The sequence below is a fragment of the Algivirga pacifica genome (genome assembly GCF_039543525.1).
GTDB lineage: Bacteria > Bacteroidota > Bacteroidia > Cytophagales > Flammeovirgaceae > Algivirga > Algivirga pacifica.
Genome location: NZ_BAABJX010000007.1, coordinates 21,238 through 39,044, shown reverse-complemented (window position 1 = coordinate 39,044; position 17,807 = coordinate 21,238). Strand labels below are relative to the sequence as shown.

The following is a 17,807-nucleotide window of genomic DNA, read 5'->3' as shown; positions in this document are numbered from 1 at the left end:
AACCTTTACTAAAATCGATACTGAAAATGAGACGAATACCTATATTAGATATCAATAACCTACTAACACGACTTCGTGTACGGAACGGGCTATTATTGCTGATGTTCCTTTTTGCTACACAAGTAGCGAATGCCATGTCTTGGCAGCCCAACGATAACATGGACCAGTTGGACTATGAAGCCAAATATTTTGGAATCAATACGACCACTAATCTATCGGCACCGGGAGCAATGACCATGGGAACCTCTGGAAACAACTACTGGTTCAAGCTGCAGAACTCTCAGGCAACGAATGGAAACAGGCATTATATCTATTTCATGCTGGGGGATAAGGTATTGAAGAAGATGAATCTTTTGGCACAAAATAATGCCTCTGGTACTTTTTCATTAACCTATGATGGTACGAGTTACAGCTATAAGATTAGTAAGCCTTACGATAGCTCTAATAATACCTTTGCCTATAAGGTAGAGATGTCAAAAAACTTTTTTAATGCGCTAAAGAACAATGGTGAGTACCTTGGCTTTTCTTATTATGATATAGAAGCAGCCAATGATGGAAATAAATTTCATGTAGCTGTATCGACAGTACCTTACCGTTCGCATATCAACAGTAATAATGGGGATGTGAGTGCCCCTAAGAATCCAACCTATAAATTAGAGAATGGCAAGTTGGTATTTGAGTGGGAGACACCAGATGATCACCATTTTGGGGTGGTCGATTACCAATTGTTTGTAGGGACTACCTCCGTGTCTCTTCCTACCGTATATGGACACTCAGGATCAACATCTTTTAATTTTGGCTACAGCGGAAAAACATACAGAGCATCCTTTGTGGCAACAGACAAGGGGACAATTGGTAAGTATTATAAGTTGACCATTAACAATGCAACCTCTTCGGATAATTTATATAAATACGCTTATAACGTTAATATAAAGTCCAGACCTTCTATGGGTTCTTTTTCAAGGGGTGGAAATTCTTCATCAGCCACTTACTTTGAACCGAAAACCATGGAGGACCCGATCAGTCCTACGATGCAAATTTCGGATAATGGGAATGGAACAGCTGATGTCACCTTAAGTTGGTCTTCGAGTTCGCCGATCACACCTTATTACTACACCTATGGTTTCCGATTTGATTATGGGCAAACCATAGTCTTTGAGCAAAAAGGTTATATCTATAATACGACTTGGGGGTACTGGTATTACAAAAAGCATCAGACAGGACAGATTTCTGGACGATTTGACTACTCCCGTCCATCGGATAATATGGGAGGTAATTACAGTGTAAAATTCAGTAACCTATCAACGAGTTCCGAGGCATTTGAGAACTTGAGTAGCTTACAGATTTATACGATTATCTACCCTGTGGGAGGGCGTAGTTACAGTGCTTCGCCTCGATCAAATTATAACTACTTCAAGCCAAGTAGCTTAGATCCTTCCGATTTTAAAGTTTCTTTAGAAGATAACTCAGACGATACCTTTGATGTAAAGTTCCAATGGAAGTCTACGGATGCTTATCCTCATTCTTTCTTTAATTATAGAATTTATAATCAGAGTGTTATTACTAATATTTTAAGTGATAACCAACTTAGTTCTCTGACTGCTTCCTCTAGCGGAGGAGTCCATACGTGGACAAGAACCGTATCGGGAGTGACCTATACGATGGAGTATGATGAAAACGAAGCAGTCTATAATGAGGATGGCTCCAGGGTCTATAATATAACGGTGAAGAATGTAGACAAGGATGATAGCTTTTTGGCGAGCTTACCAAACCTTGTATTGAGGGCGTATACGCCTAATGGAAGCTATTACAGTAATTCGGTAGACTATACGGTAGAGCAGTCCGAGTACCTGTCAGAAGTACAGATCAGTGGAAACTCTTCGGGGACACTTTCCTTGGATGGTGTGCGATTGCCAACGAGTATACTAGAGTTTTATTTGTATTCAGATGATGTTAATGCGGCACAGAAAGTAACCTCGATTTCTTCCAGTTTGTTTACCAATTCGGATACAGATCAGCTATGGACAGTTCAGGCTAAGGTGAAAGGACAAGACGGATGGTTAACCAAAAAAGCGGGATTATTAGTAACGGACTCAGAGGCGGAAATTAACTTCAGGGGCTGTGACCGCTTGGGTGTTCGCTTTAATGAACTCACCTTACCAACAGGAACTTCCGGTACGGTAGAATACCGTATCAAGCGAAAAGAAGATGGGGTAGATAATTCCTTCTTAACACAAACGACCCAATCCGGAACAACCTACGAAGATACCCAAACTGCTGCCAATTCACTTTACAGCTATCAGGTAGATATCATTAATTCCAATATCAATGCGACAGGAAGTGATTATCAGTCCTTGGTGTATGCGATAGATCTTTCTCCAACTACAGGAAAAGCGTCTATGGCCAATATGCCATCGGTGATCAATAAAACAGCCTACTACAATGCGGATAGTGTAGCTATCAATGCAGAGATTACCTTCAGTGGAGGAGAGTTTGATGCCCTTCAGAAAGTATCGGTTTATCGTGTGACAGTGTCAACTGGACAGCAGTCAGCCACTAAGGTACTTTATGATCGAGATAATGGGGGAATGGATGCCAATGATGGTACGATTACTACGTCAAAGCTTTCTTACTGGGATGGTGATGCAAGTTTGCAGAACTGTGAGTCGTATATCTATACGTTTATTCTAGAGGATGACTGTAGTACGGAAAAGCAGTATGCGACAGAGGAAGCGCTGATCAGTGCAGATATCTCTGATACCTTTAATGAAGAAAAGAACTTGGAAGCAACCGTAGGTTTCTATGAGGATTACGTAGAGTTGGAGTGGCAGAATGATAACAATGAACTCGTAGAAGATTTCAGCATCTTAAGAGCATTGTATATCTCGGATAATGATGCGGACTTGGAGTGGTTTGAGATTGAGTCGGTAGATGCAAGTACGCATCAGTTTATTGATCGTACGGGACAGGCAGGTAGATTATATAAGTATAAAGTAGTGGCAAATATCCCTTGTAATGGGGTAGTGAGTGAACTAAGTTCTTATGTACAGGTAGGTTTCCGTGCACCAAGAGGAATTATTTCTGGTCATATTGAGTACTCCGGTGGACAAGAAGTAAAAGATGTAAGAGTACAGGTGACGCATGTGAATAACTCAGACAGAGGAAGTGCCTTGCAGTTGGAAAATGGGGATTTGTTCTTGCCAGATAGTGCAGCCAATGCAGAGGTGATGGAGGTCTTGAAGACCAATGACTTTACTGTGGAAATGTGGCTGAAACCAGATAAATCAAACAATAATCAGGACAATTATGCGATTATGGCATTGGGAGATTCTACCAAGTCATTAATGAAGATGTATAACGACTCTGATCAGTTGGATGTATTGGTCAATAATGGCACAGGAACAGCGGTTGCAGATTTTAGCGTAGTGAAAGATGAATGGCATCAGTATACGTTGGTGAGTATAGGAGATTCTAGTTTGGTTAGAGTATACTATGATGGTAGCCTGATTGCTTCTTATCCTACGATCGCATTGTCATCTATGCTGTATTCTATGGACGTAAATGATCCGGTATACTTCCTGAAAGGATATAACGGAAGTGTTGAAGAGCTAAGGCTTTGGAAGTATGCGAAGTCGGCGGAAGAAGTAGAGAAGGATTATAGCCGTATTACTAACAACCAGGGTAACGAACTGGCAGTATACTACAACTTTGATGAAGGTGTAGGGGTAATGGCTTATGATCAGTCCAAGAATGACGATAATATCTTTAACGAAAGACACGTACAGGGAACGGGTACGGTAGTGCAATGGTTAAAAGGTTCGTTTATTCCAACCACAGACCAATTGGGTTATGTAGGCTATACGGATGAGTTTGGTAACCACATTGTACATGGTATTCGTTATATGGGATCAGGAGAATCGTTCAAAGCAATCCCGAATAAAGGTGTACACGAGTTCTCTCCTTCTTCAAGGGTAGTCTATATCGGAGATGGTGGACGTGCCGTGAATGGAGTAGACTTTGAAGATATTTCTTCTTTCGTGGTAAAAGGTACGGTGACTTATGATGAGGATACAGACCCTGAGAATACGTCCCTGAATATCCCGGTAGAAGGAGGTATGGTGAAGATTAATGGAGAACCAATTATCTATCAGGGACAACAGGTCTATACGAAAGAGGACGGCTCCTTTGAGGTAGAAGTGCCGATTGGAGAACATTTGTTGACGATTGAGAAGGATGGACACACCTTCCGAAATGTATATACTACACAAACTTTATTAGGAGAGGATTCTATCTATTATAAGGTGGAAGATCGAGTGAAGTTTTTACATGACTTCCAGGAGCCTATTTATACGTTGGAGTTTAAGGACATGACACGTGTAGTGGTGATTGGTAAAGTTGTGGGGGGTGTCGTAGAGGCAAGTAAAGACCTGATCTTTGGAGGAACCAATAATAATATTGGTATTGCAGATATCACGTTTACACCTCAAAATGTTCTATACAGTAGTTTAGAAACCAATATTTTCACAGATACAGTTAGTGGAGAGTACCGTATAGAGTTATTACCGATTAACTATATCGCTAGTGCACCTGAAGCAGTCAATAGTACCTTCTCTTTTGATAGTGAGAATGATAAGCGCTTGCTTTCTTTGGGCAAACTGAATGTAGCAGATCTAAAGTATCTCACCAAAGAAGTGCCGGTAGGAGATGCCTCAAGAAGTGCATTTGATGCACTGGTGGATTCGGGTTATGCCGAGATAGAAGATATGGTAAATGAGAATACGATTGTGGTAGACTCTGTTCGCTATACGTATCCTTATCATGAGAGCGCAAACTTTATGTACAGTTCGACACCTGTGTTGGAAATGTTGAATCAGGATGAATCACTACCGATCATAGGTGCTTCATATATTGTCACCGCAACAGATACGATCGCGGTAGATACGCTAAACTTGGATTATCCGGTATTCCAGCAATCGGACTCTATGCATTACCTATTCACGGCTTATGAAGAATATCTTAATGCCGATGGGGACAGCACGCTTTCTACGAAGTACCCGGTAGAAGGAACTGTACGTTTACAGAATAACATTGGAAGTGGCGGTGTAGAGGAAGTAGTCCTGAGCTACACTGATGGCGATGAGTTGAGTACAGGATGGTATAGTTTCTTGGTAAGTGAGCCAAACGTAGCCCCTCCTCACTTGAAATCCATGTCTGTGGAGTTGGAAACAGCGACCCAGACCATCTTGTGGGATAATGGAGGAACCAACGTCCTTCAAGGATATGTACTAGGAACAAAACAGGTGAATGGAGATTTCGTGACGGCAGGTCCAGACCGTGTGAAATGGGTATTGAGAGACCCTCCAGGATCTAATAGTTATGCTTACTTGGAAGAAGGGTCTAAGTTGACAGAGCATTCTACTGTCAAGCTAACAGACTCTTTCCAAAGTGAGTTTGAGTTACTGGCAGCAGATGAGCTGAATGCGAAGAAATCCATATTCATTGGGTTGGGAGCCGGAACGGTAGAGGAAATATTCCGCCTGGAAATGAAAACGAAGTCTGGAACAGGCTTTGAACGTGATGAAGGAACCTCCAAAGTCAACGTTCAAGAATTGACGACAACGATCAGACAGCGTATTGCGACGAGTGCCGCAAGTGATGCAGTAGGAGCTAGTGCCGATTTGTTTATCGGGTATGCTCAGAACTATAAGGTAGGAAATACCATCGGTGTAGAAATTCAGAAGAATACAGATGGTTCGTATGGCGTAGATTCCCTGAGTGTGTTGGGAATTCAACCAGCAGATCAGACCTTCTTCGTTTACACGCAGAACCACATTGTGAATTTCTTGTTGCCGGACTTGGTAGCGGTTAGAAATAGTTACTTGGAGAATAATCCAGCCAACTATACCTCTCACTTTACCAAGGAAGAGCCTTTCTATGGAATCAGTAACGATAATGCCATCTTTGGCGAGGATGCAGTGGCGTTCCCAGCGGTAGAAGTTCCTGAAACGGGACACTCTGGAGAGAGTTATACCTTTATTCCATCTGATGAGTTTCCAATGGATTCCGTCTACCTAATCAACTTGCAGATTGAAGAGTGGGTAAGTGCGATTCGTGATAACGATGCGAAGAAATACTTAGCGAAACAACAGTTTGATTCAGACAATAATGATGACCTTCTTCAGGATTACTCTTTAAGTGGAGGCGCTTCCTTGTCGTACAGAGAGAGTTTTGAGGCAAGCCAGAACTACAGTAAAGAGTGGTTTGATGATTATGAAAGTTACTATGCAGGGAGTAACGATGGAAAGTTTGCCATCTTTGGTATTGGCTTAGGCTTTGCGCAAAAGAGTAAGTATGTCACCATTAAGGAAACGAGCCTGAAAGTAGGAACCTTAAGTGCCAACGATGTGGTTTGGGGATTTGAGTACAATGATCCGAACCAAGGAGATAAAGTGAACTTCAAGGTGACGAAACCGAACTTCAATAAGGCAACCTTTGAAAATATGCTGATAGAGGAGTCCAATGAGCTCTATAACCATAACGGAAGCAACTGGGAAGCAATGGGGTTGATCGCAGCCAACTATGTGAAAACATTGGCGTTGACCAAAGGCTTGAAAGCCATCATTGGTACACCAGCAGAGTATGCCGCTACGTATGGTATGATGGTTGCCTTGGGCGAGGTGGTGAAGCAGAAGGATAATGTAGTGAACGGAGCATTTAACGATAGTACGGTCTCTGATTTTGAGCCGCCGATCTTCGTATTGGAAGGTGGGGTGACTTCTTGTCCGCATGAGGATGCAACGCTTTCTTACTATTCTATAGAATATGCCGAAGATGGTTATACGGCACCCGTAGAATTGAGTGGTAGAACTTTGCAGAGAGATGTACCAGAGATTTCCGTGGGACAGAACCTGAAACATCAGAAAATCTACAATGTACCAGACGATCAACCAGCCGTATTTACGCTGAACCTTACCAACCTGAGTGAATCAGGAGATCCAAGAGAATACTCCTTGAAAGTATTGCAAGGGAGTAATCCAAATGGTGCCAAGATTACCATTGATGGTATTCCTCCAAACAGGGATTTTGATATTCCTGCAGGAACGACCTTGAATAAGGAATTGACATTATATAGAGGACAGTCTACGTTGGAGTACGATAGCATTATGCTGGTATTACACTCTCCTTGTCAGTATTGGTTTGGAACACAAGGGAACCGTGACCTGAAGGAAATAGCCGATACAGTTTACTTATCTGCAGCCTTCTTGCCGACCTGTACAACGCCTGAACTGGAAGCACCAGAGCAAAACTGGGTGGTAAACTCAGATGGTGGGGATAAGCTGGAGTTGGAAGTAGCAGGTTATGACATCAACTACTATAGTTTGGAGAAAATACTGTTGCAGTATCGTCGTGTAGGAACAACAGACTGGTTGCCAGTAACCGATCCATTCTATAAGCAACAGGCATCTTCTGTTAGTGGATCAGGTACTACTGTATATGAATACAATGAAGGCGGTGTTACCCTTTATGATTCATTAGAAGAGAAGCAGTGGATACCAACCACGAGCGCTACCTTGAAGTGGAACTGGGAACTGAGCAACGTAGCTGACGGAGAATATGAAGTTAGAGCCGTAACGTTCTGTCATATCGATGGGCAATTGTCTAAGGAGTACACGGAAGTATTTAGCGGTACGATTGATAGAGAACTACCAGCAGTATTTGGTCAGCCTTCTCCTTCTGATGGTATCCTGGGTGCTGGTGAAGAGTTGAGTATCTCTTTCAACGAAGATATCAACAAAGCCATGTTGGGTGTAACTGCTCAGATGGATATCCGAGGTCAATTGAACTACAGCGAACTGAAGCATAATGTCAGTGTAGGGTTTGATGGACTGGCACAACATGTCAATATTCCATTTGGACCGGATTTACGTAAGCAAAACTTTACGGTAGAGTTCTGGGCAAAACAAGAAGCCAGTGGACAAAAGCAAGTCATTATTAGTCAAGGGGTGCAGTCAGCAGCTAGCTGGGAAATCGGTTTTGATGAGAATGATGCACTTTATATGGGAATCAATGGCGCAGAGAAAGTAGCCGTAATGCCTGCTGCGATGGAAGTAGGTTGGAATCACTTTGCGGTAAGCTTCAATGATGAGTCCAAAGTGGTGGAGTTGTTCGTCAATGGTATCTGGAATAACAATACCTATAACCTGCCGGAAGAGATCTTTGCGGAAGGACCTATGGTTGTGGGGTACCGTAGCTATGATCAGAGTACAGGCTTTATTGGAGCAGTACATGAGCTAAGAGTATGGAACCATACCCGTAACGGAGGTAACCTGACAGAATATATGAATACCACACTTTCTGGACAGGAAGCAGGGTTGACAGGCTACTGGCCAATGGATGAGTTGGGAGAGAACTTGTTGGTAGATAAAGCAAGAAATAGAAATGCAGAAATGAATGCAGCCTGGGCGCTGGAGCGTGAAGGATATGCTTATGATCTAGCTGCTATTGATACGCTTTCGATTAATGCTTCTACCATAGGATTTACCAATGAGCAAGAGTATACGATTGAATTCTGGTTCAAGTCGAATACATTGGATGCGGATGCTACGTTATTCTCGAATGGTAAAGGAACCGCTGAGGCATACAACACAGAAGGATGGTCAGTGAATCTTCTTTCTTCTGGTAAACTGCAGTTGGCCAATAATGGACAAACTGTAGAAGCAGAAGGAAACTACGGAGACAACAAATGGCACCATTTTGCAATGGCCTACAGTGAGCTATCCGGTATGAACATCTATATGGATGGTATCTTGAAGGCTAACCAGAAAGAAGGCTTCTCCGGTTTTGCAGGATCTACGATTTACTTTGGTAATCGTTACCATCAGAATGGAACGATCCTGGAGCTAGACCAAACCTTTGATGGATTGATGGACGAGATCAGAATCTGGAATACCAAGCGTACGGATGCACAGGTGAAGCGTTATAAAAACCAGGCATTGGCAGGGGATGAGCTAGGCTTATTGGTATACTTCTCGTTTGAGCAGTATATGGAAGTGAATGGTATTACGCAAGTGACCACCAAGCTAGGTAGTGAAACTTCTCTAAGAACCGATGCGCTGACCATCTCTCCATTGGGCAACTACTTTACACAAGAGGGACCTTTGGTACAGGTAGAGCCAGCCGTAGAGAAAGTGCCATTTACTTATGTAGCAGATGAGCGTCAGATTATCTTTACATTGGATATTGAGCCTAAGCGAGTGGAGGGAGTGATTCTTGATCTGAGCGTATCTCATATAGAGGATATGTTTGGTAACTTAATGGATGGAACGGCAACATGGTCAGTATACATTGATCAGAACCGCTTGATCTGGAATAAGGTAGCTGTTAGTCAGGAAAAACAATATGGAGAAGCGTTGAGCTTTAATGTACAGGTACTGAACAAGAGCGGTGAGGTAGAAAACTTTGACCTTTCCAATATCCCTGATTGGATTACGGCAACGCCTTCATTTGGTGTATTGGATCCTCAGTCGTACACTGATATTACCTTTGAAGTACATGAAGGATTGCCGGTAGGAAACTATACGGAAGACATCATGCTGACCGGTAACATCGGATATGCGGAGAAGCTTCAATTGGATGTGAAAGTATATGAGGAAACGCCAGACTGGACTGTAAACGAAGAAGATTACGAAGTTTCTATGCACTATATTGGTATGGTGAAAGTAGGAGAAGTGATCTCAAGAGATGAGGACGATATATTGGCTGCATTTGTAGGAGATGAAGTGAGAGGAATCACGAAGTTGAAGTATATCCCGTCTCGTGATAGCTATATGGCATTCCTTACGGTGTATGGAAATGCAGGGGAAGAAAGTGACCTGGAATTCAAACTTTGGGATGCTAGTGAAGGAAGGATAAGAGCGTACTTATCACCAACAAACCATACGTTTGAGCAAAATGCTACCAGAGGAACGGTTTCTGCTCCAGTAGAATTTGTAGCAAGGGATGTTTATGAGCATTATGTAAGCCTGAACAAAGGATGGAACTGGGTATCATTTAATCTGAAGGGTGATGATATGGGAATCAATAAACTATTCCCGGAGAGTCAGCAATCCAAGATTGTACAGGTGAAGGATATCACGGATAACTTATTCTCAGAGTACTCCACTGTGGATGATTCCCTAAAAGGTATTATCGATACCATACAAGTGGATCGCACTTACTTTGTGTATACGAATGAGGAAAGTGAGTTTAGTTATATTGGTACAGTCGTTGATCCTTCGAAATACAAACGCGAGTTGAAAACAGGTTGGAATGCCATTGGATTTATTTCCAGAAGACCATTATTGGTGAGTGAGGCGCTATCTAGCTTGACACCAAATACCGGAGACCTGATCAAGAGCCGTACAGGGTTTGCCATGTATGAAGATCAGTTGGGATGGATTGGTAGTTTGGACTTCATGGAAGTTGGAGAAGGATTTATGTTGTATACGACAACTTCTGCAGATACCTTGGAATACCCACAAGTCGGTATGTTTGATCAAAATGCCTTGAGAAGAGCAACGACGACTATGGCACATCCTTGGGAGCTGCAAGCCATGAATACAGAGTATAATATGACTACTGTATTGTCTGTAGAAGGAATAGAGGTTGATACAGAAACGATTGTGGGTGCATTCGTAGGAGAAGAGTGTATCGCAGTAGCCAGAGGAATAGAAAACGCTGCTTGGGAAACACCAAGATTCTTCCTGACCCTACCGGGCAACTTTACGGAAGAGGTAACCTTCCAGGTATATGATGCGACTTCTGACGCTGTATTACAAGGACAGGAATCACTGACCTTCAAGGCTAACCAACACGTCGGTACATTACAGAACCCGTTACAGGTAACCTTCGAGCAACTTAATGAAAGTACAGGCTTAACGGTTTACCCTACGATTGCTGAAGAGGAAGTGACGATTCAGTATCAGTTGGACGCTGACGGGCCAGTAGAAATCATCGTGACAGACTTGTTAGGTAAAGTGGTAAAAACCTTTACCAATGATGCTTGGATGGGAGAAACCACCAGAATCATTTGGAATGCTAAAGGGGAAGGTGATAACCACTTATCAACAGGAATGTACTTGATTACATTGCGCCAAGGAGATGTACAGATGACACAGAAAGTCATTTTGAAATAAGCTGTTGAATCGTTGATGCGTTGAATTACACCTTTGGTGTGTTGATTCGAGTTGAATTGTTGGTTGAGCACTATACTGATACTCATACAACATATCAACTCGAATCAACGAGCGAAGCTCAATTCAACGATTCAACGATTCAACAAGAAAAAGAGACTTCTGGTCCAAGAGTTCAGCACTGATACGAGGCACGAGTATCAATGCGCTCTTGGACCTACTCTCTATTCGATCAACAATTCAACTCGAATCAACGAGCGAAGCTCAATTCAACGATTCAACGATTCAACATCAAAATATGAGAAGACTACTACTTTTTTTAATAAGCCTACTGCCATTAACCGTTACAGCACAGCAAAACTGGGAAGTAAATGCGTCCAAGTTTGAGTTTAGCATGACCTTAACTGCGTTGGTGTTTAATCAGGGGCATTTTACCGATCAAAACGATAAGGTAGCCGTATTTTCGGGAGAGGAATGTAGAGGGGTAGCCTCTCTTTCAAATCTCACTTATCAGGGTAAAGGGAACATGGCCTTATTGCTTGTCTATGCTAATCAAAAGCAAGAAGCAGGACTTACCTTAAAGTTTTATGATGCCTCAGAGGATGAGGTGATTACAGTAGAACAGACAGTGAATTTCTTGGATGGTAATCGTATAGGTAGTGTAGACTTACCGGTTATTATCAATGAAAAAGGAATTAATCACTTTCCGGAAGAGATACAGTTGAGCAATCATACCCTGCATGAGGGAAATGATTTAGGAGCTGTCATAGGCGAACTAAGTACGACAGATGATCAGGAAGAGGGCTTTATTTATAGTTTGCCTATTGGAATAGCGGACAATGATTTTTTTGAGATTGATGGAAGTGCCTTAAAAGCTGCGGAGATTTTTGATTACCAAGAACAAGCAACTTATCAGGTGGTGGTTAATGTAGAGGATACACAAGGAGGGTGGTTAGAACAAGCACTATCGGTAGAGGTATTGGAAGGAAAGATTCTTTCTGTATTTGAAGAAGAAGTAGAGGATAAAATAGTGTTATATCCTAACCCAACACAAGCTATTTTACAGTTCTCCCATTCAGTTCAAGGGTTCATTAATGTATTTGATGAGAAAGGAAGTTTTATCTTTCAAATTATGCTCCCTCAGGATCGTAAAATCAACATTGAAGGATTACCAGTGGGGGTATACCATTTGTATTGGAAGGAAGAAGGGCGTAGGGTGTGCCGTAAAGTCGTAAAAGAATAGTGATTTGTTCATACTGTTTAATTGAGCTTCGCTCGTTCATGCTGTTTAGTTGAATTGTTAAGACTAGATACTGGTCTTTGCGTCCTTGCGAAGACCAAAATATAATGGGAGTATCCTCGCTCCGGTTGTTTAAGTGTGAGCGAGGACGCTAGGACTAGTAGTACTTAGCTTAAATTGAAGTCCTTCTGTCCATGGCCAGATAATATATCAAACAGTATAAACAAGAAACTCAACTAAACAACATGAACGAGCGAAGCTCAATTAAACATGATGAACATCTTTCAGGTATAATTCTTGCTAGTTATTATTGACTTTTACTAATCTCAATACGCTATGCTGCCCAAAAACAAAGAATACAAAGCCATCATTTTTGATCTGGATGGTACCTTGTATGATAACCGAAAGGTCAAGAAATCTTTCTTGTTGACGCGTTTCATTTTTTCATCCTATCTATGGAAGCTAGAGAAAGCAAGACAGCAGGCGCATATAAAATCCCAACCCATTTCCCATTTTTCATCTTCTGATAATACGCTTCCCCATTTTTCGGAGCACCCTTATTACCAACAGTTGGCTGTAGCATTAGATAAATCTAACCCAGCAAAAGCACACCACTGGTATGAAAAGGTATTCTATCCAACCTTCGTCAATGCTTTAAAACCCCAATGGGTATTTCCCAAAATGGTGGAATGTCTCTCTTATTGGAAAAAGCAAGGAATACGCTTGGCTGTACTTTCGGATTATCATTTTATTGGGGAACGCTTATCCCGTTTACAAATCCCGATAGATTTATTTGAGCGACTGCATAGTGCAGAGCAGTCAGGAGTGCTAAAGCCTGATCCTTGGGCATTTCAGCAATTGATACAGGATATAGGGGTAAAGAAGGAGGAGGTGCTCATTGTAGGAGATCGAGAGGATAAAGATGGGGAGGCAGCTCGGGCAATGGGTGTAGATTTCTTTCGTATTCACAGTGCCCAGGACTGGGACTCTTTATATAACAAACTATCATAAGCATTATTTATGTTAACCAAGTTACTATTTCACTATGGCCTCTCTCTGAAAGGAAAGCTGGCCCTTAAACGCTTTCTACGAAATACCGATACCCCTCAACAGGTTCAGCACAAACTATTGGAGAGTATATTGAAGACCAATGCGAATACGCACTATGGTAAGCAATATAGCTTCGATGAGATTCAGAATGTTCACGATTACCAACAGCAAGTGCCCGTCGTAGAATATCAGGATATCGAACCTTATGTACAGAAGAGTGCCCAAGGAGTAGCCGATCAACTGTTTACAGGAGTACCGATGTATTTTGCGACCACCAGTGGCTCTACCGGAACCCCTAAGTTTATTCCTATCTCCAAACGTTCCCATAAAGAGACACATACGAAGATAGTGACATTGACGGCTTATCTGGCTCTGAAAAATTGTCCTTCGGCTTTTAATGGGAAAATTATGGGCATAGGAGCCCCTGCCATTGAAGGGTATACAGAAGGAGGGATCTCTTATGGTTCGGCTTCTGGTCAGATTGAAAAGGGAGCTAACTCAATTATCAAGAAAAAATATGCCTTACCTCCTGCCATCGCAGAGATCAAGGATTATACGGCCAAGTACTATGCTCTTTTGCGTTTGTCGATGGAGCAGGATGTATCCATTATCATTACAGCCAATCCCAGTACATTGATTGCATTAGCCCGTTATATGAACCAATGGAAAGACATGCTATTAGAAAATGTGCGAACGGGTACTTATGAGAAAAGTTTTGACTTTGGAGAAGAAGCCCCTGCCTATTTTCGCTCACTAAAAGCCAACCCCAAAAAGGCTCAGCAAATTGAGGAACTTATGGGAAACTCATCCCAATTACTACCTGTACACCTATGGCCTAATTTGAAATTACTTACTTGTTGGATGGGAGGGAACTGTAAAAACTATCTGGATTCAGTAAAAAAGCTGTATGGCAATGTGGATATTAAAGACCCAGGTTTTATGGCCTCCGAGATGAGAAGTGCCATTCCATTACGTTTGAATGATTCCTCTGGCGTCTTGGCGATCCATGATAATTTCTACGAGTTTGTCGCCGTGGAAGAGATAGAACAAGTAGATAGGCGATTCCTTACGTTAGCAGAGGTTGAGGTAGGAAAACAGTACTATATATTTATTACAAACCATAGTGGATTGTATCGCTATAACATGAATGATATCATAGCGGTCACAGGGTATCATCAGAAAACTCCAGAAATTGTTTTTATACAGAAAGGAAAAGGAATCACGTCCATTACTGGCGAGAAACTTTTTGAGCAGCAAGTGATCATGGCCATGGATCGCTTGAAGGAAGAAGAAGGTCTGGGGGTGCCATTTTATATGGTATTGGCGAATAAGCAAACGGAGGGGTATGAGCTATACCTGGAGGGTGATAAAGCATTATCTTCAGAGGACTTGAAGCATATCGGAGCGCAATATGATACCTACCTGAAAGAGCTCAATATAGAGTATAAAACCAAAAGAGATTCAAGTCGTTTGATTCCACTTAAAGTAACGCAAGTAGCCGAGCACAGTTATGAGCATTACCGACAGTGGCGATTGTCCCAAGGAGTAAGAGGAGCACAGTTTAAGATGAACTATCTGGTAGATGAGACAGCGCACGTAGAAGCTTTGCAGCATTACAGGGAGGGTGTGCAACAGTCTTAGACTGTTTGTTGAACCGTTGAATCGTTGAATTGAGCTGGTTAGTAGCGTGTCGGTTATTTATTCAATTTTAATTAAACGATAAGCGATAACCGATAACCGATAACCGATAACCGGCAAACTATATACTATCCCGTAGGCAGCGACAAGATTAACCTTAAAAACTATAGAATGAAAAAGTAGGAACAGGTCGTAGTGTGGAGATTATGACCTGTAAAAGGATTAGAAGATTTCTTAATTAGTTTCAATTTTATTTAAAAATAATCTAAATAAAAATTGGAACTTTTTTTGACCCTCACTAATTTCACGCATCTATTTGTAATAAGTCTAAATAATATTAAGCGTGAAACGTTACATCCTATTGTCCATTTTTTTATTACTCAGTAGTAGCATCTATGCCGCTAAGATTACGGGTATAGTAAAAGACGGAGGGCAAAAGCCTCTACCGGGAGCTAGCGTGCTTGTTCCGGCCCTGAACATGGGGACTGTATCGGACGTTGATGGGAATTTTACGTTGACAGGACTTCCAAAAGGAAAACACCTTTTACGTGTTTCTTTCATAGGGTATACCCCGGTTGAGAAGGAGGTCTATATAGAGGGAAATACTACGAAGGCTATTTCATTTGTGTTAAATGAAGATATTTCTCAACTGAGTACGGTAGTGATCAATGGAGACTCTGAAGCAACTGCCCGCTCTCAGCAACCCATACAGATCGCTTCCCTCGATTTAGCAAAAGTCAAGGCAGAGTCAACCAACGTAGTAGGAGTACTGAATAGAACCTCGGGAGTAAAAGTACGTCAAGCGGGTGGATTGGGCAGTAATGCCACCATTCAGCTGAATGGTCTGACAGGAAGAGCCGTTCGTATCTATTATGACGGGATTCCTTTGGAGCTATTGGCGGGAGGTATACAATTGAATAACCTTCCGGTGAATATGATCGAGCGTGTTGATGTCTATAAGGGAGTCATGCCGGTAGAGGTGGGAACTGATGCACTAGCAGGAGGAATCAATATCGTATCGAAACGAGGGCAATCCTCTTTTTTGGATGCGTCTTATGAAGTGGGTTCCTTTAATACACATATTGGAACGCTTAATACAACTAAGTCTTTTGACAATGGCTTCTATGTAGGGGTAAGTGGTTTTGCCAATTATTCCGATAATAACTATAAAATGAGGGTCAATAACCTGATTCCAGAAACCCTTAAGGTGGAAGAAATTGAGGTAAGACGATTTCATAATGCGCATCAGTCTGCGATGCTGAATTTGAAAGCAGGAGTACAAGGGAAAAAATGGGCAGAAGTACTGGAAGTAGCGACTTCTGTAAGTCAGCGTTATGATGAAATACAACACGGTGTACGTGTAAGAACTCGTCCGGCAGGGGAGGCGACCTATGAGGTGGAATCATTCGTTCAGAACCTATTGTACGAAGGGCGTTTTTTTGACGAAAGGTTGAAAGTAAACTATTTCGGAAATGTTTCTAAGACGTATTCTTTTGTCAATGATTCTACCAATAACTTATACGATTGGTACGGGAACATCAACGAGGAATTCACCTTGAATAAAGGGTCAGAGATCTTAGCAAACCCTTCCCGTAGAAAAGGGAATAATACTGCCACAGCCCACCGATTGAGTGCAAGTTATTCCCCTTGGGAGGGACATACATTTAATGTGAGTAACTTTTATGCCTACCAACACATTGTAGGAGAAGACCCTTTAGCAAGAAAAATTACAGAAGATAACATAGATCCTAACACGCTTCCTTCTCAGTTGTCCAAGAATATCCTGGGAGTATCTTACACCTCCAAGTGGTTGGGAGATGCTTTGGACGCAACCCTATTTGCTAAGTTTTATAGTTTCACCAATCAGGCAGTACAATACGACGTTCGAGGTGGATCAAAAATTCCTGATTACGTGGTGACCGATGATGAGTTAGGCTATGGTTTGGGATTGAAATACACGTTCTCCCCTAAGTTTTTTGTTCGTGGTAGTTTTGAGAAAGCCATTCGTATTCCCGACAGTTTTGAGGTTTTTGGAGACTTTATTACGATTGGTCCTAACTATACGCTTCGTCCAGAGATCAGCAACAATATTAACTTGGGAACATATTATAAATACGGATGGCTATCAGCAGATTTTAATGTTTTCCTAAGATTACAAGAAGACCTGATCCGATTGGAGGCAGGTAGAAATGAGAATGATCCAAGTACCTATATCAACCAGGCAGCGGTCGTTTCCAAGGGAATGGAACTAGGGTTAAAGGCCCGCCCAATAGAAGGATTGGAGTTAGGAGCCAACCTAACCTATCAGGAAGTGTTGGTGGGAGGAGAAAGCAATGTGACCAATACCAATGGCGTTGGAAATCGCATTCCCAATATTCCGAGCTTCATGTACAACTTGTCGGCGAAGTATCAAAAGGAAACGCCTTGGAATAAGGGACATCGTTTTTCTGTATACAGCTACTATCATTTCGTAGACGAATTTAGTCTTATTCTAGAAGGGAAAAACATCAATCCAGAAAACTTAATTCCTACACAGCATCAGTGCGATGCGGGAATATCGTACAGCTTTGTAGACCAAGGATTGACTACTTCTATTCAGGTGAATAATATCATGGATAGAACACTCTACGATAATTACAGAGTACCTAAGCCCGGTAGACACTTACGATTAAAAATCAGTTATAACTTATAATATATACCTTTTACAT

General features: G+C 41.9%; 5 protein-coding genes. All 5 read left to right on the top strand.

Annotation, left to right across the window (positions count from 1 at the left end):
- Positions 1-26: 26 nt before the first annotated feature.
- The 5 genes from ABD985_RS01855 to ABD985_RS01835 all read left to right on the top strand — a co-directional run bounded on the left by ABD985_RS01855 (position 27) and on the right by ABD985_RS01835 (position 17,791).
- Positions 27-11,174 (top strand): LamG-like jellyroll fold domain-containing protein, encoded by an 11,148-nt coding sequence (locus ABD985_RS01855; RefSeq protein ID WP_345368720.1) that lies wholly within the window; start codon positions 27-29, stop codon positions 11,172-11,174.
- 295 nt (positions 11,175-11,469) lie between these two features.
- Positions 11,470-12,414, top strand: coding sequence for a T9SS type A sorting domain-containing protein (locus ABD985_RS01850; protein ID WP_345368719.1), 945 nt, complete (start codon positions 11,470-11,472; stop codon positions 12,412-12,414).
- Between the two features lie 333 nt (positions 12,415-12,747).
- Positions 12,748-13,422, top strand: coding sequence for an HAD family hydrolase (locus ABD985_RS01845; RefSeq protein ID WP_345368717.1), 675 nt, complete (start codon positions 12,748-12,750; stop codon positions 13,420-13,422).
- Positions 13,423-13,431: 9 nt separating this feature from the next.
- A complete protein-coding gene (locus tag ABD985_RS01840; RefSeq protein WP_345368715.1) occupies positions 13,432-15,102 on the top strand; it encodes a GH3 auxin-responsive promoter family protein in 1,671 nt (556 codons plus the stop codon).
- 340 nt (positions 15,103-15,442) lie between these two features.
- Positions 15,443-17,791 carry a TonB-dependent receptor gene (locus ABD985_RS01835; RefSeq protein ID WP_345368713.1) on the top strand — a complete coding sequence of 783 codons (2,349 nt, stop codon included), beginning with the start codon at positions 15,443-15,445 and terminating at the stop codon, positions 17,789-17,791.
- The last annotated feature ends 16 nt before the right edge of the window (positions 17,792-17,807 follow it).